We start from the raw sequence: 23,987 nt of genomic DNA, 5'->3' as shown, positions 1-23,987 counted from the left end.
TGTGTTTATTGAAGTTGCTGGCTTGCCAGTTTCCAGATCCCGTAGGCCATTGCGACATCTTCCAGCCCCAGCCCGATTGAGCGGAAAAAGACCGGTTTATCATAATCAGGGAGCGGGCAGGTTTGTGCAACCAGGCTCGCCAGATCGCCCCTGATCTGTGACTTATCCCAACCGTGCTGGTTTGCTGCAAGGCACATTTCACCGGCACTGTCTGGCGTTGTCTGTTGGTAATCACAGTACACGTCGGCCTGATTCAGAAGCTCTGGTGGTACCTCGTGGGCATTGGCTGCATTGGTGCTGATCGAAGTGATAACAGCTGATGGCTTGATGTCAGTCAGTGAAATAACTGGCTGGGCAGAGGAGGTACAGAGCATGATCACATCGGCTTCTTTCGTACAGAGACTGGCATCTGTAGCGATCTGAATCCGGGGATCGATCGTCATTATTTCATCGCGTCGCGCCGGATTATCGGCCAGCTCAGGTGCATATAGACTGATTGTTTTCCAGTTGCGTAGTTTCAGTACATGGCGAAGGTGCGCCAGGCCGACGTTACCGGCCCCGATCAGCGCCAAGTGGCTGCTGTTTTCAGGGGCCAGGTAGTCAATGGCCAGCGCTGTGGTGCCGGCGGTACGCTCAACTGTTAGCTGACTTGAGTCACACCACAGCAAGGGCTGGCCGGTTTGCATCGACATCAGGCTGGTCCAGGCGGTAATGATCGGCTGTTGCTCGGTGATCAGGTACGGGGACAGTTTGGCGCCAAATACCGCTTCTTTGGCCATGGCGCCCAGATAGGTGATGAAGTCACCCGCGTTATCTGGAAGCAGGGCTAACGTTTGTGGTGGCTGGACTGCTGTATTTTCACTTAATGCCAGGAACAGGGATTTCATTTGCCCCTGGACATCAAGTTGCGACAACAGGTCTCGGACTTCCGAGTCACAAAGGATCAATGGCTTAGCTATGTTATTGGTGATCTCAGTAGGGTGGCTTTGCATGATTGTTCTCGTTTGTCTTTGCTGAAACATAATGCACTTATACCATAAAGTACAAATTATACTAAATGGTATAATTTATACTTTGTAGATTTTTTGAGATCCAGATACTTTTTGAAGCCTGCTTCAGACAAAAACAGAGCTGGCTGCTAAGCGGAGGGGCTAGTGTTATTTGATGGCTTCGAGAGCAGTGAAGGTGCTGTTGGCTTGTAAGGCTGGCGTTTGCTTTTCACGCACTAAAAGTGTCAGTGAGCGGAATAAAAGGTGAACCAGGCCGGCTCAGCGGCACGACCTGGTTTTGTACGGCGTAAATTTAGTTACTTGGCCTATAGGCTTTTTAGCGCCTCCTTGATCGCCGCATCAAGCTGACTGTCCTTGCCTGAGGCAATCTCTGACGGACGGTTAAATACGGCGACATCGGGCTGGAGCTCGAGGTTTTCATACAGGTTTCCGTCGAGAGTACGCAGCGGCTGGTACGGGAACATATAGCCGACTCCTTGGTAGACTTGGGAGTCGAGCCCCATGACGGTTGTGCCGGTGCCCGGTACCGGCTCCCCGATGATCGGGCCCACTTTCAGATCCTGATAATACTGGCTAAAGGCCGATGCTTCCGAATATGAGCCGGAATTTGCGATCACCACGGAAGGTTTCAGCCAGCTGCGACGACTGGCATCTGACGTCGGTTGGCCGATATGGGGCACAATGTCAGCCGCTTTGCGTGCGGTGAGAAACTCAATTAAGGTATCTGCCAGGAAGCCGCCGCCGTTGAAGCGGACGTCGACGATCAGGGCATCAGCATTTCTCAGTCGGCCGAGTGCCTCCGATCTCAGGTGCAGGAAGGACGCATTGCTCATATCTGGCAGGTAGACATAACCCACCTTACCGCCGGTTTGCTGGCTGACATAATTCCGGCGTGCGATCTCCCAGCGTTTCATGATCAGCGAGTAGGCCTCGTCGCTATCTATCGGAGTGATGCGTTGCTGCCAGGTATTTTCATTGCCGCGCTGCAAAGTCAGAGCAACGGGTTGATCGGCTTTGTTGTTCAGTGCATCGGCCAGATCCGCCAGGGTATTGACCGGCCTGTTGTTGAGCGCGACAAGCCGATCACCGGGCTGAATACCATAAGCGTCGTTGTCCGCCGGGCCGCCCGGAAGAATACTGTGAATAGTAAGGCCTTCACTCGGGGCTTTTTTGCCTTTTTTTCCCTTGCCGGAGGAGAGGGAAGCCGAGGCGACGTGCTGGTCGAAGATCAGCCCGAGCTCGGCTGTCGCATCTTCTCGCATGGTATTTGCCGGCATGGAATAAGCACCGGTGTGAGAAGCATTCAGCTCCCCGCTCAGCTCTTTGAGCACATTGACGAAGTCACGGTTATTGTTGATGTGCGGCAAAAAGCGCTGATAGTGTTCGCTGTAGAAGGCCCAGTCGACATTGCCCATGTCTGGACGATAGTACATCTCTTGTGTCTGGCGGACAAACTGCTGGTAGGCGGCCAATCTCCTCGGTGCCTCCTGGTAATCAACAGGCAAATCGATAGGTAAGCTGACTGAGTCGCCCGTAGCTGTATCGATCTCGAATACTTCACCATCTGCCAGCAGATAGACAAAGCTCTGATCTGCTGTGATATAGGCGTCGCTTGCCATCGGGAGATCGGTAAATACAGTATGCGATTCCGCGGTACGGACATTATACAGGAAGCCGCGTGTGGTCTCGTCGCCGGAAGGTGAAGCCATCAGGTCGATGACCAGCAGGTGATCTCCCAGCAAGTGCGTTTCCAGTACCTGGCTGGAAAATGGCAGGTGGAAGGCCTCACGGTAATCGAGGTTGCTGGCCGAGAACGGGTAGTGCTCGGTCTCTTCGGGTAGCTCGCGGTCATCCTTGAAGTCTTGCATGGCGCTGTTGTTGGTAAAAATGCCGGTGACTGTTTCGTCCCAGTCTTCGCCATCGGCTGTTTTGAGGCCGAATTTTGAGGTTGTCCAGGTCAGTATGCGGTTGTCCTGGCTCCATTTGGGCTTGCCATTGTAGAAGCCGCTTTGCGATACATTGACCGGTGCCTTATTCCCTCCGGCATCGACAACATAGATTTGTTCTACGTAGGGACGAGGCGAGAGGTGAACGGCCAGCTGGGTCGAGTCGGGCGACCACACAAACTCAAGGCGGTTCGATTCACTGACCATGTCGGCGGCAATCAGCTCTTTGCCGGCCCCCGGTCTTGCGTTGATTTGTGTATCGGCATCATCCGGGGCAGTAAGAAGCGATGGCCCTGTCTCGAAGTCGGCCGATTGCGGGTTATTGTCGTCGTAGTTGTCGAGATCGACGACATGCAGGGCCCGGCCGTCAATGACAAAGGCAAGTTTGCGACCGTCTGGTGAATAAACCGGCTGTGAAATATCGTGTCCCGGCATGACAAGAAAAGGTTGCTCCTCAACCACCGCGGAGCTGGACAACATTTCCTCTTCGTTGAACGAGCGAGCCAGATACAGTCCCCAGTGGCCGTTACGCATTGCCGAGTACAGCACCCCATAGCCGTCAGGGGTGAAGACCATCTGCTTTTCTTCCGTGGCAGTATGGGTCAGTCGCTTGACCTTTTCGTTCCGTGTATTCATGGCGTAGATGTCGCCGTAGCTGCTAAAGAGTACTTCTTCGGCATCAAAGACAGAAGGCATAAACCGGGTTGCGTCATTGCTATAGAAGAACTGGCTTGGGGCGGCGGCGAAGTTACGGATGTTGATAGCCAGCTTTTGTGGTTTCGCCTGGTTTTTTGCTAGCCGGTATAATTCCCCGTTGTAGGAAAATGCCAGATCATCATTGGCTGATACCGACAGGTGACGGACAGGGTGATCGGCCAGGGTGGTGATTGGTGTTTCTTTGCCTGTGGCCAGTTCATAAAACCAGACATTAAAGTTGCCGCTGCGCTCACTCAGGAAGTAGAAACCGCTGTTGTCACTGTTCCAGAGCGGTTGCTGGGCGGCAATTTTATTTTCGGTCAGCTGGCGGTGTATGCCTGTTGCCGCATCGAATAGCCAGATAGTCGGTACAGCAAAAGAGTTCTGGTGCTTTCTGAACTGCTGATCCTTGTGCGGGGAATTATAGAGCAGTTGGGTTTTCCCGGCGTTCCAGACCGCATGCTTGGCCGGGATTGGCATCAGGGCCTGAGCGGCTTTATCTTTTACATCCACCCGGTAAAGCTGGTTACCCCGGGTGCCGAACGAGTACAGCGGCAGGCTGTAAAAATCCTGCTGTTCTGCCGTTAGGCGCGTGGTGTTGAACAGCACGGATTTTCCATTATCGGAAAAGGCGGTAGGAATGTCGTTGGCAGAATGGGAGGTGAGGCGGCTCATCTCTCCGCTTTGCAACGATACCGTGAAAACATCATCGTTTCCGTACGGGTTGGCAGCAAAAGCCAGTGTTTTATTATCCGGCGACCATACCAGGGCGTGCGGGTAGAATTCGCCACTGGTGATGGCCCGCGCGTTACCGCCGTCGCTGGATGCAAGATAGATACGGCTTTGGTAGGTAAATGCCAACTGCTTACCATCTGGTGAAATGGCCGTATTGCGTAACCAGAGCGGAGCCTGATTCTGTGGCTCGGCAGAGGAAGAGGTGGTGGCAGCCAGGGCCGGTGACAATGAACTGGCAATAAGGGCGGCGAGCAATGAGCAGCGCGCGAATGGTCTCATGACTGGATCCTTGTTTGTCGCAATAAAGAGAGCAAGTGGCGTTCAAGTGTAATTAGTTTTGGTTAATACTGAACGTTGTTCATATATATCACGAATGACCGATCATTCAACATTTGAATTGTGTATATGTTTGTCATGAAGAGCTGGTGCAGAGAAAGGCCGGCGCAGTGCCGGCCAAAAGAGATGAACGGATGAATCGGCCTGCTACTTAGCTTCGGCTTTTTCCGCTTTGAGTTTATTGCATTCGGTAACAGGGATCGCAGTCGTACTTATCATCTTACCGTCTTGCATGCAGATAATGTGAGGGACGGTAACTCTGCTGCCTCCTCCCATTTCGGCAAAGGCTAAGCCAGAAAAGACAATGCAACAAAGTAATGCGATAACTTTTTTCATGTGTTTCCTCCGTGCTTGTAGACCTAATTAGTCAAAGATTGACCAGTTCGAAATTTAAACGTAGCAGTGATTTGCATGTAGTGTTGTCGCAGGGATGTTCCATCACGCTATGGTTAATAGGCTAATCAATTGGCTCGATAACCATGATATGCCAGTATGGCTTAAGCGGGGCTGAATCTATTGGCAAAATGAATTTACAATGTAAAGCATAACGGGCGAATCTCTGTCGGCTGAAAATATGACTGCGCTTGCGGGCTATCTCGATTGCATTATCATTGGCTACGAGACAATAAACTAAATTGATCAAGTATTTACATTTATAGGGATACAAATGACAGCATCAGCCTATCTTGATTCGCTTAACCAGCGTTATTTATCTTTGCATCGGGCCAAAGAAGATTTCTTCTGGGAAACTTACATGGGAACGAGTGATGACCATGAGGGTTCTGCCCGGGCAGAAACGCAGTGGGCGACATTTTTGAGTACTCCGGCCCAGATCACCGAGCTGAAAGAACAGATAGCGGCGACAGAGTTGCTTGCCGATTCCGACGAGAAAACACAAACTTTGGTTGGACTCAAAGGTTGGCTGAGTATGTTTCAGGCTCATGCGCTGGAGTCGGAGCAAGCGCAGGCGCTAAAAGCCAAGCTGATTAAGTTCGAGGCGGATTTGTTTGAGAAAAAACAAAACCATGTGATGAACTATGTGGATGAGAACGGCAACCAGGCGGAAGGATCACTCCCTGTACTTGCGGCCAATATTCGTACCAGCAGCGATGAAGAGGTTCGTCGCTCATCGCATCAGGCCTTGCTTGATTTGGAGCAGTGGCTGCTTGGCAACGGCTTTTTGGATCTGGTAAAACTGCGTAACGAGTTTGCCCGGTCACTGGGGTACGACAACTTTTTTGATTACTCGGTGGTCAAAACCGAGCAGATGACGACGGCAGAGCTATTCGCGGTTCTGGAGGATTTTGAAGCCCGGACCCGAGATAGTCATTTGCGCAGCCTGCGTCAGCTGGCTGATGCCAAGGGTGAGCAAGCCTTGTTCGGCTATAACTTTGTGTTCTCGTTCTCGGGAGATGCGATGCGGGATCTGGATCCCTATGTGCCGTTCTCTCAGTCGCTGCGACGCTGGGTCGAGTCGTTCGGTCGTTTGAATATCGATTATTCGGGAGCTGAGCTGACGTTGGACCTTCTTGATCGCAAGGGTAAATACCAAAATGGCTTCTGCCATGGCCCGGTACCGTCATTTTATGATCAGGGATGCTGGGTACCCGCCAAGGTGAACTTTACCAGCAATGCCAAGCCGGATCAGGTCGGTAGCGGGTATGACGGTATCAACACCTTGTTCCATGAAGGCGGGCACGCTGCGCATTTCTCCAATGTGAAGATGAATGCACCGTGTTTTTCGCAGGAATTCGCGCCGACCTCAATGGCCTATGCCGAGACTCAGTCGATGTTCTGCGATAGCCTGCTTGGTGATGCCGACTGGCTGAAGCTGTATGCATTGGATGCCGATGGCAATGCCGTTCCGGACGCCGTGATCAAGTCTATGATTGATAGCAAGCAGCCCTTCAGAGCATACGGTGAGAGAAGTATTCTGGTGGTGCCTTACTTTGAGCGGGCCCTGTATCGTTTGAGCGATGACGAGCTGACAGCTGAGGCGGTGACCGAACTGGCCAGAACAACCGAGCAACAGATCCTTGGTCTGGCATGCAGCCCGCGCCCGCTGATGGCGATCCCACACCTGTTGTCGGATGAGGCGGCCTGTGCCTACCAAGGTTACCTGCTGGCGAATATGGCGGTTTATCAGACAAGGGCTTACTTTACCGAGACGTTTGGGTATTTAACCGATAATCCGCAGATCGGGCCGCAACTGGCGAAACACTACTGGCACGGCGGAAACAGTGTCAATCATAACGCGACCATTCTGAGCCTGACGGGAGAGGGGTTCAACGCCAAATACCTTGCTGATGAATGCAACCTGTCTGCCGAACAGGCATGGGAAGCAGAACTGCAGAAAATAGCAGCGCTAAAAAGCAGAGCCCGTGCTGAGGTTGCCCCGCTGAATGCCACGATCCGTATTGTTGACGGTGCCGCTCAGCTTGCTTCTAACGATAGTTCTGACAGCGAAATGTGTGACGCGTTCGAGCAATATATTGTATCGACTTACGGCCGCTAGTTAAGCGGTTAACGTATCACTGGCCATATCTGGCTATAGGATCAGTCAGCCCAATATGTGCTGGCTGATCTTGTCCCTTCAAGGGCATCCTTACAGCTATATTTTCTCTTTTCATTCAGTACGGTGATCACGAGATCGCCCCTTTGCTCTTTCCTCATTAAGCTCTCTGGTGATTAAAATCTATCAGCAAACTTTCAAAAAAAGTGACACACAAGTATAAAGATGCTAAATAGACTCTACGGCTGAAATAATATTCCGGGTTATCCATATTCTAAAAACATAATGCCAGTAAGTGCATATAGATGGATTATTTATCACTCCTGGATTTCGCCGTTACCAAACACACATCAGGAAACATTTTAATGAAGCTTATTTTGAAGTTAATTGCCGGCATTGTCGCCGGTATTTTAATCGGTTTTTTTGCCCCCGATGCCGTAGTGCGTATTTTGCTGACGGTAAAACAGCTCGGTGGTCAGCTGATCGGCTTTACCATCCCTTTGATTATTCTTTTCTACATAACCAGCGGTATCGCGAGCTTGCCGAAGAACTCTGGTAGCCTGTTGGGTAAAACTGTTGCGCTTTCCTATGGTTCAACTGTGCTTGCCGGTAGCCTGGCGTTTATTGTTGCCAGCTCGGTGATTGCCGGTTTGCCGGCACCGGATCAGGCGGCTGCCGATGCCGGTGAAAAACTGACCAGCTTTATCAGCCTGGAAATTCCGCCAATGTTTGGCGTGATGACAGCCTTGGCAACCGCCTTTTTGTTCGGACTGGGGATCAGCATCACCAACAGTGTTCGGCTGAAAGAGATTGCCGACGATGGTCGCGGCATTATTGATTTGCTGCTGTCGAAAGTGATTATTCCGCTGCTTCCGTTTTACATCTCCGGGATCTTTGCCGAAATGGCGGCAGAAGGGACGGTGTTTACGACTCTGAAGACCTTTGGAGTCGTGCTGGCACTGGCCGTGTTTATGCACTGGGTTTGGATCACTATCCAGTATACCCTGACGGGTATCGCGTTGGGTCTGTCGCCGCTGAAGCTGATCAAAAATATGCTGCCGGCCTACTTTACGGCGATTGGAACCATGTCTTCTGCTGCGACCATTCCTGTTACCTTGCGTCAAACCAAAAACAACGGCGTGAATGAGTCGATTGCCAACTTTACTATTCCGCTGTGCGCCACTATTCATCTGTCAGGTTCGACTATCACCCTTATCACCTGCTCGACGGCGGTCATGGCACTTAGCCAGCACATTGCCCTGCCGTCTTTGCTTGAAATGCTGCCATTTATCATGATGCTGGGCATTACTATGATAGCTGCACCGGGTGCGCCGGGCGGCGGCGTGATGGCTGCGCTGGGCCTGATGTCGACGATGCTGGGCTTTGGCGAGGCAGAGCTGGCGCTGATGATTGCCCTGTATATGGCACAGGACAGCTTTGGTACGGCGTGTAATATCACCGGTGACGGCGCTATTTCGCTGTGGGTCAACAAGTTTGCCCAGAAGCAATCAGCACCTGCGGAACCTGAGCTGCGCGCTGGCTAAAACCCCTTTCGCTAGCTGCAACTGAGATTATGAAGCCACCCGCCGAGGTGGCTTTTTTTGTACAAAATATTCTTTAATCCTGGGGCTGGCTCAACCGGGTTCACTTCAAGTGATTCAAATGGCTGACAGCATCTTTGAGCTGCTCGTTAAGCTCATCATGCCGCAGGGCTTGTTTATCGGCATCGAAGTTATCGTAAAAGCTGGGGATCGACAGGCTGGCCTTGACGATACCGTCGAAGTAGGGGGCAGATTGCACCGCCGCGGCCAGTACGCTGGCTCCGCCCATCGAGCCTGGTGAAGTCGCAAGCAGTACCATGGGTTTGTTTTGAAAGACTTTAGGCTCTATACGCGAGCACCAGTCAAAGATGTTCTTGTAGCCGACGGCATACGAGCCGTTATGCTCGGCAAATGAGATCAGTACGCCGTCGCTGTCACCGATTTTAGCGAGAAAGTCTTTGGCTAATTGGGGGTGACCAAGTTCGTCTTCCTTGTCCTGGCTGTAGAGTGGTAGTTCGTAATCATTGAGATCCAACACTTCAACTTGTGCTTTATCCAAGAGCTGGCAGGCATAGTGGACCAGTTGTTTGTTGATTGATTTTTTGTGGGTGCTTGCAGCAAAAGCCAGAATTTTCATGCTTATCTCTCCTCATGACTGAAGGTCAGCGCCGTCGTTGTGCTTTCGATGAGAAATCAATCTTCTGAGTGTAGCAACTTTCCTTTGGGGTATAGGAAGAGAATATCGGGTATCAGATTTGCTGGCCGGAAGCGTTTGGTGTTATCGCAAGAAGTTCGCTGAGAGGCACTAGAAATGAGGATAATTGGAGTTGTATAGAGGAGGATATAAAAGTGGTCAGGCTGCGAGTGATAGCGGATCCATATTGAATCCGCCAGTCACAACGCAGAAACCGTGAAAGTTAGACTGACTGTGGTCTGTCAGTATTACAAGCCAATGCTCGGTAGTGCCGGGAAGCCGCCAAGTCCGTAGGCTGAACGGCTGTCATAAATATTGTTGTTCTGCTCAATATTATGCTCGGCCTTGTCATTGAACGGTGTACCTATGATGTCGTTACCTGTGATGGAAATTTGGAACGAGCCACTGCCAGAAGGCAGGCCCAGCAAGACATTGCCTTTTGCTCTTTCCATCAGGATGATGTTATTGGTCAGCTCGACAGACTGAGTAACGCCTTGATCGACCCCTTCCATACCAAAGCCGATCACCTGGAAGTTAGCAGTATTTGGCCCCTGCTCGAGCATGCTGTTTCGGATGGTCAGCTTGCCGCCGTTGGAAATATCAACCAGTCGGCTGTCATTACTGTCGAGCGATGCAATTTCGCTGTACTCGATCAGGGTTTCCTTGGCCCGGGATTTGATCTCATGGCCGTTGTCTTTTGATTTGTAGAATTTGCTGTAGCGAATTTCCAGGCGATCATTGGCACTGTAAACTGCGTGGGCCAGGCCAGCCTTGCCCAGATTTTCAAAAGTGCTGTACTCAATGACCAGGCTGCCAGTGTTTTTGGCGGTCAGGATCCCCTGCTCACTGTCATGAAAGTAGACGCCGCTTAGGTGAAGATCTTTGCCTTCCTGTCGGATACAGGCACCGTTTTCGTTCGGTACGCTGACGCCGCTACACTCAATGTTCTCCATGCTGACGCTGTCACCGGCGATAACAAAGGTCCCCTTGTTCTGAACCTGCGCGCCCTTGAAGTGGGTACCGTCACTGCCTACCAGTCTGACGTTGTCAGCTCGAATGGTCATGCCTTGTGTAAATACGCCGCTGCCAAACTGCACCAGGCTGTTATTTTGAATTGCGCTTTCGGCTTGACTCACAGAGGTGAAAGTTTGCCCGTCAACGACAATGACCGCGTTCTCGACTGGCGGGACAGGAGTTGTCGGTTGTTCTGGGATAACAGTGCCTGGATTACCAGGTGTTCCGGTGCCTGGGCTTGTTGGGTTTCCTCCGTTAGGAATACTCGGGGTACCACCTGATTGTCCTGAGTCTGCGTTTGACGGAGAGGTTGAACCTGAGCCACAAGCGGAGAGAAGCAATACGCAAGCCAGTGCGCCTGATTTAATTATAAGGTTTTGATATTTCATTATTTTTCACGTTGCTGCTGAATTTGACACGGAGCATTGTGGACAAAAAAACATCTCCTTTTGTCAGCTTTTTGTCATGATTTTGTGCACTGTATAAGCGCCAAAAGGTGATAGGTTAGGCAAGGTATTGTGTTCGTGGAGGTTTTACCAATATTGAGAATTTGAGTAAAAAAACAGCAAAGTGTGATCTAGTCTGCTATGTATTTTGTTCGGAGATATGAATGGCTCTGTCATCAAGAGTGATACAAAATCCTATAATCCAGATGTAACGTTTTGATTCAGAAAGTCTGTTGCTAATTGTGCTGAGCGACAGGGCGGAAATGACAGTCATATGATTAGATAAGTAGTTAAATTTGGGCACATTAATAGGGATCTCTTCCTCTGAAATAAACTTGCAAGGCCCACTAATATGAACTTTACTTTTCTTGTATGTTTATGTGGTAGAAGTTTGATCCCGTTGTTGGGTTGTCGTGTTAGAGGCTATTATGAATCAAGATAAGTCGGCTATTCAGGATGATAGTGGGCAGGATAAAAAATCTGCCGGTAATGCTGTCGCTCGACCCGAAGCGGAGGGTCGATCCCGTTTTTCTCGCCGTCGCTTTCTGCACACTTCTGCTGCTATATCGCCGGTACTGTTTTCTTTGAAAAGTCATGCCGGTTGGGGAAGCGGAGCTGGTGGGCAAAACTGTTCCATTATGGTGTCGGGCAATGCGTCTGATCCTCAGTTATGCAGTAATGATGCCGTTGGTCCCGAGCGCTGGAGCCAAGTTATTCGCAGCCGCCAGGGAGAGAGTACATACCCGTTGAGACAAGCGTTAAACAATAGTCAAATTAGCGGCAGTACATATTTCAATCAGCTGTTTCTTAACCCTTTTTATCATTGGCAGAATGTTCCGCTGAAAGGCTGGAAATTCAAGCTTAGCGTCCAGCAATCCAGTGATGTGAGGATCAAACATGTACTTGGCGCTCATGGCGGAGGCCAATTCAGGCTGGCGCTGACGTTTGAGCCTACGGAGTCGGGCGCCTCTGGCGAAACGACCGAGGTGGCTTTGCGGCCCAGACACTTTCACCAGGTGCTGGTGGCTGCCTATCTGAATGCTTTTTTCTCCTCCAGCGTCATTCGGTATCCTTACAATACCCGGCAAGTAGAGAGTGCGGTGATTGAAATGATCATGGTACTGGCGTCAAAATTGGCCGATGAGCTTAACACCCACGGCAGTGTTGATGAGCGTTCGCCTGCGGTGAAAAAAGCGTTTACGGATATAATCAGCCAGTTACGGATGTGGAGCTAACCGATAGGGAGGCACATGCCGAACAGTTTGCCCGAGCATATGGTGTTAAACGGCGAGTTTTCTTTAGCCACCTGCAGTTTCATGTATCAATCACGCTGTGTGGTTTACAGCCCGTTTACCACTGAGTCGATGCTTTGTGATCGCTCTGTTGTGGGGTTACTAGAGCGCTTAAGTGAAGCGGATACGCTGGCTAATGAAGTTGACAATTTTATCAGCGAGCATCCTCAATCCGCGGCGAGAGTTATCGATCAACTCCTCTCAATGCAGATCCTATTGCCCAGCTAAGGACCGCAGGATGCTCTCTTCAACGAAATGCTTTTATTTGCAAACCGGTCCATTCATTGTCGAGATCAAGACATCAATCCCCAGTGTCCAGCGTTATTTGCACTCCCATTACCAGGGTGCCTTACTGGATGTCAACGAGTCACATTTTATCGATTTTCATGTGGCAATCATGCCGGGGGCGTTTGGACGTCGCTGGATAAAACCGCAGGTCCGATTTTATTTTAATGGCGGCGAACCGTTCAGGCCGCTTCCGCTCAACCAGGCGCCGGCTATGCTGGAGTGGGGGATGAACTGGCTGATTGCCAACCATGCGCATCAATATCTGATTATTCATGCCGCGACCTTGGAAAAAAACGGTAAGGGGATCATTATATCAGCCCCTTCCGGAGCCGGAAAAAGCACCCTCTGTGCTTTCCTGGTTTCACAGGGGTGGCGCTTACTCTCGGATGAACTGGCGTTGATCTGCCCGGAAACTAAGCAGCTATATGGCTTGGCTCGACCGATAAACTTAAAAAATGCCGCCATTGATCTGGCGCGGGCGTTTTTTCCCGCCTCTAGCTTTAGCGAGGAAATCGCCGATACGTCGAAAGGCAAGGTTTGTCTGGTCAAGCCGCCGTCATCGAGCGTGGTTAATGCCCATATCACAGCGCCGATATCGCTCATCGTATTCGTAAAGTACTCGGCGAATGAGCGGTGTTATGTCGAAAAGGTCGAGAAGTGCGAAGCGCTGATGGAGCTGATTGGCAATAGTTTCAATTTTGGTTTGCTGAACCAGACGGGGTTTGCCTGCGCCAGGCAGGTGATTCAGGGGGCGGATGCACTCTATATAGAATACAACCAGCTAGCAGATTGCGAAGCGGCAATCAGGAATGGGATTGATGAAAAAAATAACGGCGGTAAAACTGGTCGATATTCTTCGAAGCCCCACCACGTTGCTTTCCATGAATCCTCGTGAGCTGTCACAGATTGTTGCTGAAGCACGGTTCTACAATATGCTGGCGCAGCTTAGGTGGCTGTGTGAACAGGCGGATGTCTGGTTTGATCTTCCGGTTGAATTTCAGCGGCATGTTTTGTCTGCTGAATACACCTATACCAATCAAATCCGGCTGCTAGAGCAAGAGCATCGCCACGTTAGCACGCTATTTAGCCAGTCAGGCGTGCGCTGGGTCTACTTGAAGGGGGCGGCTTATCAGCTGTCGGGTTTTGAGTATATGCGGGGCCGGATCATGAGCGATATTGATATTCTGGTTCCCCAGGCGCAGATTGAAACGGCAGAGCATGCCCTGGTGGCGCATGGCTGGATGCATAAAACCATGACCGACTATGATGATAAATTCTACCGAAACTATTCGCAGGAGATCCCGCCGTTAAAACACTTCGATCGCCAGACCGAACTGGATGTGCATTTCAATATCCTGCCCTCGATATTGCGCCATGGCCCGGATCCGGTAATCTTGCATAGCCATACTCAGGCGCTTTCTGATGATAGCGGTGCCAGGGTGCTCAGTCCGGAAGCTATGGTTCTTCATAGCGTGATACATCTTTTTTATGAGAGTGAGTTTCATAAAGGGGTGAGAGATCTTTTTGATATCTTCCAGCTCATTCGCCATTTTAGTCAGCAGCCTGGCTTTTGGGATAAGCTCGTTCGGCTACAGCAGTCAATCGGCAATGGTGAAAGCATGTATTATGCTCTTCGTTATTGCCGCCAATATTACCAGCTAGATGTGCCGGCAGAGGTGCTGGCTTTTTATGAACAGTTCAAACCGGGGCCGCTGGTGTTCCGTCTGATCGATCCTGCGTTTAAGAAAGTCTTTAGCTCGATATATCCTGTTCATCATGAACGGGGTGATCAGTGGTATGTGTTTGTGCTGTATTTAAGAGGACACCTGAAACGCTTACCGTTGTCCAAACTGGTCCCACATTTAATCAGAAAAGGCTTGTATCGGCTCAATCCGGTAAAGAAGGACGAGTCGGATCTGATGATTTAACCATGCTGGTGAGCTTGGAAGTGCTGGTAAATCAGCATTGTCACGTAGCCAAGGACAATCCCGGTCGAGTTAGCAACAATATCCGGTAGCGAGGCCTCCCGGCCGACAGTCAGCGTGATCTGAAGATATTCCAATACCGTACCGTGAAAAATCAGTAAGAGAAGCAAGCAACCTACCAGCCAGCGTCTGTGGATGTCTCTGGATGCCAATAAGGCAAGCAAGGCATAGAGCCAATAGGCAGCAACGTGAAGCAGTTTGTCAAGATGCGGTATTTTGTATTGCTTGAGTTCGGTAAAGTCACCTTCCCCGTGACCAGACATGAGTGAGACATAGGTTATGAAAAGGGAGTAACAAACCAGTGTCAGCCATAGGAAGGGAATGCGTTTGACTATCATTGACTGCCACCCAGTCGCCTCTCAACGAAAGAGGGCAAACGGCTTGCCTTGTTCATACATTTACCTTGAGTGTTAAATACGTCCATCATTTTTTTATAATAGTCAGCCGGGTGAAATTCGACCGGGTTAAAATCTCCTATCCCCCAACTTACCCATGAGCTTACTGCTATGCTTATGCAGAAAAAGGTATTTTCAGTCTTATCGGTGAGGCCATTACCCATGGAACTTGGTAACCATTCAGTGCAATGTGACATTTCTTATAATCCGGATAGAGACAAACTTGCCAAAACCTGGCGACAGCTTGAAGCTCAGGCCCAGCCGAGTTTTTTTCTGTCATGGTTATGGATCGGCTCATGGTTAGATAGCTGTGTGGAAGATTGTTACCTTGTCGAGGCCTGCATGGGGAGTGAGGTGGTCGGACTCGGGATACTGGTGGCCCAAAAGAGCAAGCTGCCCTTCGATTCAAGAAAGAGCTACTACCTACACCGAACAGGTGATCCCGAGCGGGATAAGCTGTGCATGGAGTACAACGATTTTCTGTTACTGCCACAATATGCGGAAAAAGTGCGTACTGCGATGCTATCAACAGTGTTTCTGACATTGGTCGGTAACGGTACGTTAGTCGTCGGGGCTAGTCAGGCTGGTCTTTTTGATAGTGCGCTCGATCTCGGGGCGGAACGCCGGTGTGTTTGGGATTCAGTGGCGTACAAGCTAGATCTTAATTCTCTTAGGGCGAATCAAATGTCGCTGGATCAGTGCCTGTCGCGAAGTGGCCGCTATCAGATAAAGAGAAGCCTTAAAAGGTATGAGAGTCTGGGCGAGATTACCATTGATACTGCCGCATCGGTCGAAGCGGCGCTGGGCATGCTTGCCGTTGCCGAGCCTTATCATCTTGAGCGCTGGGGAGATCAGCCCGGTCAAAGCGGCTTTGCCAACCCCACGTTTAAACACTTTCACCACTGTTTGATTCAAAGGGGGACAGACAGTGGTGAGGTTGTGCTTCACTCTATCTTTGCCGGTGATGAGCTGATAGGAGTCATTTACAATTTTCACTATGGCAACCAGGTCTATTTCTATCTGAGCGCACTGAACTATCGACTGCAGGATAAGCACCTAAAGCCGGGACTGACGGCGCATTATCTGCTAATCAACCAGGCGCTATCACAGGGGATGGACAGTTATGACTTTATGGCGGGGGCGACGCGTTATAAGCAGACCTTTGCCAATAGTGAATCGCCTGTTGCTACCTACCATTATCAGTTACCCCATTTTGCACTTAGGGTTGAAGGCTCCCTAAGAAACCTTAAGCAGCGAATAACTAACGGAAACAGGCCGTCGCCTTCATGAACGAGCCCCTGAACCTGCTGTTACTGCTGATGCGATTGCCGCAAAAGTCTTTGTTCTCGTGTCCTGGAAGCAGCTGGTAGGGCACCGCGTGCGAATGGAGTTGTTTTCTGGTTTGCTCCGACGTGACGGTAAAATTACCGTCACCCGGTGAGAGGAACCAGCTATCAATGGCTTCCTCTCCAAACCAAAACCGGCGGGAGCTAACCAGGTTGGCTTTCGAATCTGCCTTGCCGCGATCTCTCTGGGTGATGTTGCCGTTTAAGATGTTATTGGCAACATAGGTATCAGATTGTGGGTATCGAATATCAATGCCCTGCGTCCCATAGAGGATATTATTGCTAACTGCCGAGTGCTTGCCCCTGTTTATGTAGATGCCCGCATCGTTGCAACGGATGACTATGTTGTTTCGTATGAGGGCTTCTACCGTTTCAGCCTCACTTTCTCCCCGGCGGTGCTGCTGCGCCATTCCCCCGCCCCCCAGTGACAGGCCAATGCGAGAGCCGGTAAAGTCTTGCTGGGTGGAATTACAGATCACAAGATTGTTTTCTATAGCGCCTTTGACCGACCCTCCCTTGATAAAGGCACCATAGCTGACCTGGTTGCCGCCCAGCTTAATAAAGTCGCGGATAATATTACGGCTGATCAGCCAGTTGTTGCCATGGTCGACATTGATGGGGGTGACGGGCTTCGCAACATCCCTGGGGGCAGTGAAGAAGAAGTGGTTATGGCGAATAATGCCGTGATCGGGAAACGCGTCCTTGTCCCGGTTCACCTTAATTGCCGCATTGAAGTCGATGAACTCATTGTGCTCGATAAGGGTATTGCCGGCATTTCCCACCACATGGATAGCATGTTCGCAACGGGACTGGTGTTTGCATTTGCCGATAAAGCGCAGGCCCGATATTCGCCAGTGAGGACGGTTGATGTAGAGACCCTCGGAACTATCAAGTTCAATCGTGGCCTTTCCTGGTTCCAGAGCGCGCAAGGTGATTGGCTGAAGTGCCGTCGGAGATAGTTTGGTGGTTCTCAGGCGCTTGCCCCTGATTGGATAGGTGCCGTTTCTCAGGACGATATGCTGGCCAGGTAACACATCTTTCAGTGCCTTAATCAGCATCTCTGGATCGGAAACAAAAACCGTGTTCTCAAGGTGCAAAGCGAGTGTCTGCGTCGACCAGTCCGGGCCCACGGTCGGCCAGTGACTTGTTGCGTCATGCGGCAGTGAGTGGTGTTGAAATAGCTTCGGCTGGGCCGCCGGGGAGGCAGAATACCCCGCTAATACCAAGGCCAGTATCCCCATTAGGATAGACGTGCGTCGATGGGTAAAGACTATATAGCTCATCCATTTCCCGATTCAGGCTAGTGTTGCGTTAAACATGCAGAGCAGATCGTTACTTTATGGCTGCCACTCGTTATCAGTATAGGTAGCCAATCACAAGAATGTTCTATTGATGATTAAGATTGTCGCATATGGCTGTGAGTGCAGGTGGCGGTTATTTGTGGTTTTTATGTTGATATTTGGTTAAAAACTGTGTGCTGTGCCATTATCAATGAGAAGAAAAATTTGATGAGTGTGGTATTTATTTATTCGGGGGCATGCTATGGCCTACAGGCTTGCTGTAGTCATCCACGCAGAAGAAGAGTTTGACTGGAAAAAAGGTGCCAAGGCGACCAACCAGTCAGTAACTCACCATCAAGAGTTAATTGTACTGATCGATAAGCTGCTGGATGCCGGGGCGAAAGTGACGTTGGCTATGGACTATCCTTTTATATCCAGTGAGGAAGGGGCATCCGTGGTTGAGAAGTACCGTGGTTTGGCTGACGGTATAATCGAGTTTGCCGCACACCTGCACCCTTGGGTTAATCCGCCGCTCGCGCCGATTGAACAAGATGGCACCGTTGCCGATGTGAACACGTTTCCGGGAAACTTATCCAAGGAGCAGGAATATCGAAAACTGGCCAGCCTGACGGAAAAAATAGAGTTTGTTTCTGGAACTCGTCCTGTGACATACCTGGCCGGTCGATACGGGATCGGTGAAAATACGGCGCGTAGTCTGGTAAAGCTGGGTTATAAGGTTGATTTGAGTATTAGCGCCTATTGTGACTTTACCCATCAGCAGGGGCCTGACTTTAGCGGTTACGGCAACAAGATTTTTGAGCGGGATGACATTACGTATTTCCCCCATACCTGTTCGATACTATCGGCACTCCCTCTTTTTCAGGATTATGCCAATAGGCATTCGGCTGTCTTTACAGAGTGGCAAAACAGCTTGGTAAAGAAAGTTATCGGTAAATGCCTGAGGCTTCGCAGATACCGCCTTTCGCCCGAAGGTTTTACTCTGAAAGAAATGCAGCAGCTGACCTACTCTCAGAAAAAAATAGGTCAGCGGGAATTTATACTGTCACTCCACTCGCCCAGTGTGAAACCTGCGCTGACATCCTATACCAGGGATGAAAGAGAAACAGATCAGCTTGTCTCAAATACCCGGGACTTTGTTCGCTGGTTTATTGAGGAGCTTGACGGTCAGCCGATGCTTCCCAGGCAACTGGCATTGTAAGTGAGTCATTGAGTATGGATAGGGAAGCCATGCCAGGTATTGCAAGATGAATAAACAATATAGCCGCGCGCTTATCTCAGGTGCCAAGTGGGCAATGATAGCCACTTGGTATAACCGAATATTAGGCTTGGTCAGCACGCTGATACTGGCCCGGCTGCTTACACCGGCAGATTTTGGGATTGTCGCGATCTCTTCCTTTTTTATCTATCTTTTCCTGGCATTTACCTCTGTTGGTACCAACCGGATTGTGATTCTGGAAGACGAGATATCGGAGGAAAGCCTAAACAGTATCTGGTCGCTCAACTTGGTACTTCGGATAGCTTGCGCCTGTTTGTTGTTCTTGTCGGCTCCTTGGATAGCCATCTATACGAACGAGGAGAGAGTCGAGCTGGTGATCCAGGTTGTTGCTGTTATTCCTTTTCTGATGGCTTTTCGGAATATTGGCCTTGAGGTGTTTGAAAAGCAGCTTAACTTTAAAACAACCACTGTTATCAGTATTGCTGCCAAAACGATCGGTACCGTCTGTTCGATAGCGATAGCTATCATATGGCAAAACTACTGGGCAATGGTCATTGCCGTTATTTTCAGTAATGTCATTGAGGTTGTTATCGGCTATCGGGTCTGCAGCTACCGTCCCCGCTGGTCAACCAGCCTGTGGAAAAAGCAATGGCACTTTTCCAAGTGGCTATATTTGACGACCATATCGGGTTATTTACGCTCCCGTATCGATGTGATGATTTTAAGTAGCCAGCTAAACAGCCGCACATTCGGAATATATAGCTTTGCCCAGGAGCTGGCATGGCTTCCGTACTCAGATGTGGTTGAGCCGCTCAATCGAGGCTCTTTTGCCGTCCTGTCCAAGCTAAAGTATGACCACAAGGCCTTTTGTCAAACGCTCTATCAGCAGTTGGCTGTACTGATGTTCGTTGTGATGCCCTGCGCATTCGGGGTCAGTGTGATTAGTGATCCTTTTGTCAGGGTTATTCTCGGCCCGCAATGGTTAGATGCGATTCCTGTGATGAGTAACTTGGCAGGGTTAATGGTGGTGATGACAGTATATATGCCTTTAACGGTGGTGTTGACGATTAAAAATAAGATGCACATTTTGTTTGCTGCCGACGTTGTCATCGTGGCACTCATTTCGCTGATGCTGTATTTGTCGGTAGGCAGCTCCATTGAGGTTATCTCATTTAACCGGTTATTAATTGGACTGTTTTTCTTATTATTGATGTTCGGATTATATTCTGTGGTGGTAGGGCTGAATCTCATTCATTTGCTGTCGATTGTCTTGCTGCCCTTATCCTGCTCCTGGGTGATGTACGAGACAGTTGATTGGATCATTAATCTTATAAACAACAGCCTATATCAATTGATAGTGGGCATTGTTTCCGGTGCTTTCATCTATACGGCAGCAACGATGTTTGTTGTTTATTTTCTGAAGGGGCGGATTAGTGAATTTCAAGTGATTGTCGGGCAGCTGAGGCGACAGGCAGGCCAGCGTTTAGGGATGGTGTGAAGCGTTACCGAATACTTGACGCTGTATGTTGCGGCATCTCATGGAGAAAGACTATGGAATCATTATTATTTGTATTTTGTTTGGTAATGTTAGCCTATAGATGCCGTCAATCGTTAAAGCTCGATGAGATAAAAGAAAACGAAGATAATAATAGGCTGCCTGAACAGAGGGAAAAACGATGAGGGATATTGTTTTTCTGATTATTTCGATTTATTTGATATACCTTTCGCTAAAGAAGCCTTATGTTGCTGTCGCACTTTGGTTATGGGTCGGATTGTTTGTCCCTGTTCATTGGCTTTATGGCTTTGCCCAAAATATTAGCTTTAATAGTATTTTTGCATTCACCGCTTTGATCGGGTATTTATTTCAATCCAATAAAAAGAAGGTGGGATTGGATTTCGGCTTCTTGTGCGTAGCATTATTCTGGTTTCATACCATTCTCACCACGGTATTAACCATTGGCATACCCGATCTGGTATGGGATGAATGGATCAAGCTAACCAAAAAGTTATTGCTGACCATGATGATTATCTTGTGCGTGAGGAAAAAGAACGAATTAGAGTTGTTTTGCTGGGTGATAGTACTCTCGGTCGGCTTTCTTGGAGCCGTGGAAAGCCTGAAGTTTATTATTACGGGAGGTGCGCATAAAATTGTCGGTCCGCAGGGACACCTGCTGTCGGATAATAATCATTTCGCAGTTGCTTTGTGTATGCTCATTCCTGTCAATATGTTTCTTATCCAGGTAACGAGTAGCAAATGGTCGAAAATAGGGCTGATTGGCATCTTATGCTTGTGCATTATTGCCGTTCTTGGCACTCACTCCCGAGGTGGGTTTATCGGGTTGTTGGTTGTGGGTGGCTATTACTGGTTCCGCTCAAACCATAAGGTTCTCGTCACTTCAGGCATACTGATTGTTGTGGGTATTGCCGCACTTTACCTCTCCCAGGATTGGTATAGCAGAATGAATACCATAGAAACGGCAACGGAAGATAATTCATTTATTACCAGACTGAATTCATGGAAAGTCCACACCTTGCTCGCGATGGACAGGCCCTTGTTAGGCGGTGGGTTCAAAACGGGCTCCTACGGCTATATTTGGCAAGAGAAAGCTCAGGAATTCGATAAGCTGGACTTTATCATTGAGACACCGCTCCCCTCTGATGACTCAGGATGGGCTGCCCATAGTATCTATTTCCAGGTTTTGGGCGATCATGGTGTGCTCGGTCTGGTTTTATATCTCACTATTATGGCAAGTTGTTTTATTCGGTTAGGTTGGGTGGCAAAAACTGTCGGGCCTTTAGGGGAAGGGTATCGATGGAGAGTGCACCTTGCCAGAATGCTCCAGCTAACCATTATTGCCTATGGTTCGGCCGGGGCCGCCGTATCGTTAGCCTACTTGGAATTTTATTGGGCAATAATCGGTGTGTCGATTAGTCTAATTATCTCGACTCGGCAAGATATTGGCGAAAGAAATAAAGTGGATGATATTGCCTTAAGTAATAATCCCGGAGTGATGTGAGTTGCTATTTTAATGTCGTGTTATGAATGGCTGCTGATTAATCAGGTTGTCCCAATGGTTGGTAAGTGGGTTAATTTCACCTAAGCTAATAGATATTGCAAGGATTGAGTTGTAGTTGCTGAAATCCTTAAACCAAGGATGTGTTAAGGTATTTATATGTTTTCTTTTTATACTTTCATTCGCAATCACCCTTGGCTGAGTGCCATTTTTGGTGTGACGACGGCTGTTCAAGTGATCGAATTAATATTAATGAACAGAAAGTTTGGGTTGTTTACGCCTTCCTTTCTTCAGCCATACTCAATTGACACCTTTCTGGATAGGGTATTGTTCTTTATTGCAACTGTTTATAGTGATTTGTTGTTGTTTGGGGCTATCTCTATTTTCTTTATGCTTATAGCTGTTTTGCTGAGAAAATCACAAATTGTTTTTGCCTATCATTTCTTTTTCATTGCCGTCACTATCTCTTTACTGGCCGTTATTGCAAAATACAAAGTGCTGTCCTACATGAGTGATACCATCAATTTCACTATTGCAAAAAATATTGCTGGTGGAAGTATATTGTCAGCAATGTCTTACGTTGCTGATGAAGCGGCTATTATGCTCATTTTCCTATTCATCGCTCTTATATTGTATTGGGTTGGCTATCAATTAGTTCTAGGAAAAGTACAAAGAGGTGTGTGCCCTGAGGGAGCGACTGGCACATTCCCGTTCAAACGCATAGTGTATAGCTATGGGAGCCTGTTTATTGGGTTTGTTTTTGTTGTTGCGATAACTTTACGTTACGACAATGTAAGATATGGCGTAGTGAAGAAAAATAGTTATGCCTTATTAACCGCAGTATTAGATTCGGCGAGCGACTTTGATCAGGATGGCTATGGATACTTTTCCTTTCCCGAAGATTTGGCAATGTTCGATGCGGCGATCCACCCGGGGGCGGTTGATATACCGGGAAATGATGTCGATGAAGATATGTTACTGGGTGATTTTAAGCTCCAGAACGTAGATTATGAGTTAGACTACTCAAATGTAGTGCCAGTATTTGATTATGTGTTTCTCATTATTCTTGAAAGTACGAGAGCTGATGTATTAGAGACCAAAGTCAACAATCAGATTGTATCGCCAAACCTTCTCAGAATTAGCCAACAGGGCACGGTATTTCCAAATGCATACTCACATACCGGGTTTACCGCTTCCTCGCTGAAGGCAATATTCAATGGAGAGCTAACGTCCCCCCAGCATCAACTGTCACTCTTTGAGATACTGAAAAAGATAGGTTACGAGGTCAATGTGATTTCTGGTCAGGCTGAGTCTTTTGCCAACATCAGTCAAGAAACAAACATGAGAGCAACGGCAGCTCATTTCTTCGATGCAGAAACTAATATAGAAGAGCGAGTGTATGCGAATACAAGTCTTGGCAGCCTTAGGCTCAGTGAAGATGTAGTCGTTCGTGCTATCAACGGTCAGCTTGATACATTGAAGGGGAGGGGGAAGCAGTTTTTTTATATTAATCTTCAAGCTGCGCATTTTCCGTATCATTATGAGGGAATGAAAAATCTACTGAATATTGCCCCCATACCACGGAGTCAAATATCCCTGACTAACAAGACTTGGCTTGAAGATACTTACTGGAATGCCGTCGCAGCCGCTGATGATGCACTGGGGCAGTTATTATCGCGGCTACACATGCTTGGTATTTATGACCAGTCACTGATTGTTGTGACCGCCGATCACGGTGAGTCACTCTTTGATGATGGTGTGCTCGGGCATGGACATAAGATCAATGACCAACAGCTGAAAGTACCACTTGTTACCAACATGCAAATAGAACCAATTACCAAGCCTATAGGCCAAACGGATATACGTGAGTTACTGCTTGATTTAATTGGCCAAGACACCGACATGACGCTAATTAACCGCAAGCTGGCAGGAAGGCAGGCGGTCTTTCATGTGATTGGTGGCATTTCCAGCCCGGTGCAGATCAGCCATACCTATAGTGATGACAGGCTTGTCTTTGACTTCAGAACAAGAAAGGTGATGTTTGAAAGTACCGGAAGATGGCAGCTGATAGATGACGTAGTCGAGCAACCCAGGGAGCTTGAGATGCTACGTGAACTGGTTTTTGAGTGGGAAAAATTGAACTACAGAAACAGTACAGAACAATCGCCGGAGTTTCCGGAAGGAAGGCTGGTGCACAGCCATTAGCGCCTGCCATCGCAT

At 48.9% G+C, this 23,987-nt stretch carries 18 protein-coding genes; 11 read left to right on the top strand and 7 right to left on the bottom strand.

The window, feature by feature from the left end; all coding sequences use genetic code 11:
- Positions 1-5: 5 nt before the first annotated feature.
- From EIZ48_RS08055 to EIZ48_RS08045, 3 genes are all read right to left on the bottom strand, one after another.
- Complete coding sequence (locus EIZ48_RS08055) at positions 6-992, bottom strand: ornithine cyclodeaminase family protein (protein ID WP_160649946.1); 987 nt, start codon at positions 990-992, stop codon at positions 6-8.
- Between the two features lie 323 nt (positions 993-1,315).
- On the bottom strand, positions 1,316-4,666 hold the full coding sequence (locus tag EIZ48_RS08050; RefSeq protein WP_160649944.1) for a S41 family peptidase: 3,351 nt from the start codon (positions 4,664-4,666) through the stop codon (positions 1,316-1,318).
- Between the two features lie 204 nt (positions 4,667-4,870).
- On the bottom strand, positions 4,871-5,059 hold the full coding sequence (locus tag EIZ48_RS08045; protein ID WP_075764608.1) for a hypothetical protein: 189 nt from the start codon (positions 5,057-5,059) through the stop codon (positions 4,871-4,873).
- A 331-nt stretch (positions 5,060-5,390) separates the two neighbouring features.
- Here EIZ48_RS08045 and EIZ48_RS08040 point away from each other — a divergent pair, with 331 nt between their 5' ends.
- Complete coding sequence (locus EIZ48_RS08040; RefSeq protein WP_160649943.1) at positions 5,391-7,238, top strand: M3 family metallopeptidase; 1,848 nt, start codon at positions 5,391-5,393, stop codon at positions 7,236-7,238.
- A gap of 362 nt (positions 7,239-7,600) precedes the next feature.
- Complete coding sequence (locus EIZ48_RS08035; protein WP_160649941.1) at positions 7,601-8,779, top strand: dicarboxylate/amino acid:cation symporter; 1,179 nt, start codon at positions 7,601-7,603, stop codon at positions 8,777-8,779.
- A 100-nt stretch (positions 8,780-8,879) separates the two neighbouring features.
- On the opposite strand, the gene EIZ48_RS08030 is transcribed toward EIZ48_RS08035, so the two are convergent.
- Positions 8,880-9,413: an NADPH-dependent FMN reductase gene (locus EIZ48_RS08030; RefSeq protein WP_160649939.1), complete on the bottom strand. Its 534-nt coding sequence runs from the start codon at positions 9,411-9,413 to the stop codon at positions 8,880-8,882.
- 305 nt (positions 9,414-9,718) lie between these two features.
- A complete protein-coding gene (locus EIZ48_RS08025; RefSeq protein ID WP_160649937.1) occupies positions 9,719-10,873 on the bottom strand; it encodes a right-handed parallel beta-helix repeat-containing protein in 1,155 nt (384 codons plus the stop codon).
- 485 nt (positions 10,874-11,358) lie between these two features.
- On the opposite strand from EIZ48_RS08025, the gene EIZ48_RS08020 reads away from it, so the two are divergent.
- The 4 genes from EIZ48_RS08020 to EIZ48_RS08005 are packed head-to-tail and all read left to right on the top strand — an operon-like array spanning position 11,359 to position 14,438.
- Positions 11,359-12,165: a hypothetical protein gene (locus tag EIZ48_RS08020; protein ID WP_160649935.1), complete on the top strand. Its 807-nt coding sequence runs from the start codon at positions 11,359-11,361 to the stop codon at positions 12,163-12,165.
- 15 nt (positions 12,166-12,180) lie between these two features.
- Positions 12,181-12,450 carry a hypothetical protein gene (locus EIZ48_RS08015; protein WP_160649933.1) on the top strand — a complete coding sequence of 90 codons (270 nt, stop codon included), beginning with the start codon at positions 12,181-12,183 and terminating at the stop codon, positions 12,448-12,450.
- A 10-nt stretch (positions 12,451-12,460) separates the two neighbouring features.
- Positions 12,461-13,405 (top strand): HprK-related kinase A, encoded by a 945-nt coding sequence (locus EIZ48_RS08010; protein WP_160649931.1) that lies wholly within the window; start codon positions 12,461-12,463, stop codon positions 13,403-13,405.
- The gene (locus tag EIZ48_RS08005) at positions 13,329-14,438 is read left to right on the top strand and encodes a nucleotidyltransferase domain-containing protein (RefSeq protein WP_160649929.1); all 1,110 of its coding nucleotides are present in this window, start codon (positions 13,329-13,331) and stop codon (positions 14,436-14,438) included. Before EIZ48_RS08010 ends, EIZ48_RS08005 begins: the two co-directional genes overlap by 77 nt.
- Here the strand turns inward: EIZ48_RS08005 and EIZ48_RS08000 are convergent.
- Positions 14,435-14,833, bottom strand: coding sequence for a VanZ family protein (locus EIZ48_RS08000; protein WP_160649927.1), 399 nt, complete (start codon positions 14,831-14,833; stop codon positions 14,435-14,437). The genes EIZ48_RS08005 and EIZ48_RS08000 overlap by 4 nt on opposite strands.
- Positions 14,834-15,052: 219 nt before the next feature.
- On the opposite strand from EIZ48_RS08000, the gene EIZ48_RS07995 reads away from it, so the two are divergent.
- Complete coding sequence (locus tag EIZ48_RS07995; protein WP_160649925.1) at positions 15,053-16,180, top strand: GNAT family N-acetyltransferase; 1,128 nt, start codon at positions 15,053-15,055, stop codon at positions 16,178-16,180.
- Here the strand turns inward: EIZ48_RS07995 and EIZ48_RS07990 are convergent.
- Positions 16,152-17,519, bottom strand: coding sequence for a polysaccharide lyase domain-containing protein (locus EIZ48_RS07990; RefSeq protein WP_160649923.1), 1,368 nt, complete (start codon positions 17,517-17,519; stop codon positions 16,152-16,154). The two genes, EIZ48_RS07995 and EIZ48_RS07990, sit on opposite strands and share 29 nt — an antisense overlap.
- Positions 17,520-17,778: 259 nt before the next feature.
- On the opposite strand from EIZ48_RS07990, the gene EIZ48_RS07985 reads away from it, so the two are divergent.
- From EIZ48_RS07985 to EIZ48_RS07970, 4 genes are all read left to right on the top strand, one after another.
- Positions 17,779-18,735, top strand: a complete 957-nt coding sequence (locus EIZ48_RS07985; protein ID WP_160649921.1) for a polysaccharide deacetylase family protein — start codon at positions 17,779-17,781, stop codon at positions 18,733-18,735.
- A gap of 46 nt (positions 18,736-18,781) precedes the next feature.
- Positions 18,782-20,251 (top strand): oligosaccharide flippase family protein, encoded by a 1,470-nt coding sequence (locus EIZ48_RS07980; protein WP_160649919.1) that lies wholly within the window; start codon positions 18,782-18,784, stop codon positions 20,249-20,251.
- Between the two features lie 178 nt (positions 20,252-20,429).
- Positions 20,430-21,770, top strand: coding sequence for a putative O-glycosylation ligase, exosortase A system-associated (locus tag EIZ48_RS07975; protein ID WP_160649917.1), 1,341 nt, complete (start codon positions 20,430-20,432; stop codon positions 21,768-21,770).
- 156 nt (positions 21,771-21,926) lie between these two features.
- The gene (locus EIZ48_RS07970) at positions 21,927-23,972 is read left to right on the top strand and encodes a sulfatase-like hydrolase/transferase (protein ID WP_160649915.1); all 2,046 of its coding nucleotides are present in this window, start codon (positions 21,927-21,929) and stop codon (positions 23,970-23,972) included.
- Positions 23,973-23,987: the final 15 nt, after the last annotated feature.

It is taken from the genome of Photobacterium alginatilyticum (genome assembly GCF_009910675.1).
GTDB lineage: Bacteria > Pseudomonadota > Gammaproteobacteria > Enterobacterales > Vibrionaceae > Photobacterium > Photobacterium alginatilyticum.
This window is presented reverse-complemented; position numbering and strand designations above follow the sequence as displayed.

Coding starts and splice junctions, on each gene's coding strand:
- EIZ48_RS07985 (WP_160649921.1), top strand. CDS start 17,779: ATGGCCTACAGGCTTGCTGTAGTCATCCACGCAGAAGAAGAGTTTGAC.
- EIZ48_RS08055 (WP_160649946.1), bottom strand. CDS start 992: ATGCAAAGCCACCCTACTGAGATCACCAATAACATAGCTAAGCCATTG.
- EIZ48_RS07980 (WP_160649919.1), top strand. CDS start 18,782: ATGAATAAACAATATAGCCGCGCGCTTATCTCAGGTGCCAAGTGGGCA.
- EIZ48_RS08050 (WP_160649944.1), bottom strand. CDS start 4,666: ATGAGACCATTCGCGCGCTGCTCATTGCTCGCCGCCCTTATTGCCAGT.
- EIZ48_RS08045 (WP_075764608.1), bottom strand. CDS start 5,059: ATGAAAAAAGTTATCGCATTACTTTGTTGCATTGTCTTTTCTGGCTTA.
- EIZ48_RS08030 (WP_160649939.1), bottom strand. CDS start 9,413: ATGAAAATTCTGGCTTTTGCTGCAAGCACCCACAAAAAATCAATCAAC.
- EIZ48_RS07970 (WP_160649915.1), top strand. CDS start 21,927: ATGTTTTCTTTTTATACTTTCATTCGCAATCACCCTTGGCTGAGTGCC.
- EIZ48_RS08000 (WP_160649927.1), bottom strand. CDS start 14,833: ATGATAGTCAAACGCATTCCCTTCCTATGGCTGACACTGGTTTGTTAC.
- EIZ48_RS08025 (WP_160649937.1), bottom strand. CDS start 10,873: ATGAAATATCAAAACCTTATAATTAAATCAGGCGCACTGGCTTGCGTA.
- EIZ48_RS07995 (WP_160649925.1), top strand. CDS start 15,053: ATGGAACTTGGTAACCATTCAGTGCAATGTGACATTTCTTATAATCCG.
- EIZ48_RS08020 (WP_160649935.1), top strand. CDS start 11,359: ATGAATCAAGATAAGTCGGCTATTCAGGATGATAGTGGGCAGGATAAA.
- EIZ48_RS08040 (WP_160649943.1), top strand. CDS start 5,391: ATGACAGCATCAGCCTATCTTGATTCGCTTAACCAGCGTTATTTATCT.
- EIZ48_RS08035 (WP_160649941.1), top strand. CDS start 7,601: ATGAAGCTTATTTTGAAGTTAATTGCCGGCATTGTCGCCGGTATTTTA.
- EIZ48_RS08005 (WP_160649929.1), top strand. CDS start 13,329: ATGAAAAAAATAACGGCGGTAAAACTGGTCGATATTCTTCGAAGCCCC.
- EIZ48_RS07990 (WP_160649923.1), bottom strand. CDS start 17,519: ATGAGCTATATAGTCTTTACCCATCGACGCACGTCTATCCTAATGGGG.
- EIZ48_RS08015 (WP_160649933.1), top strand. CDS start 12,181: ATGCCGAACAGTTTGCCCGAGCATATGGTGTTAAACGGCGAGTTTTCT.
- EIZ48_RS08010 (WP_160649931.1), top strand. CDS start 12,461: ATGCTCTCTTCAACGAAATGCTTTTATTTGCAAACCGGTCCATTCATT.
- EIZ48_RS07975 (WP_160649917.1), top strand. CDS start 20,430: ATGAGGGATATTGTTTTTCTGATTATTTCGATTTATTTGATATACCTT.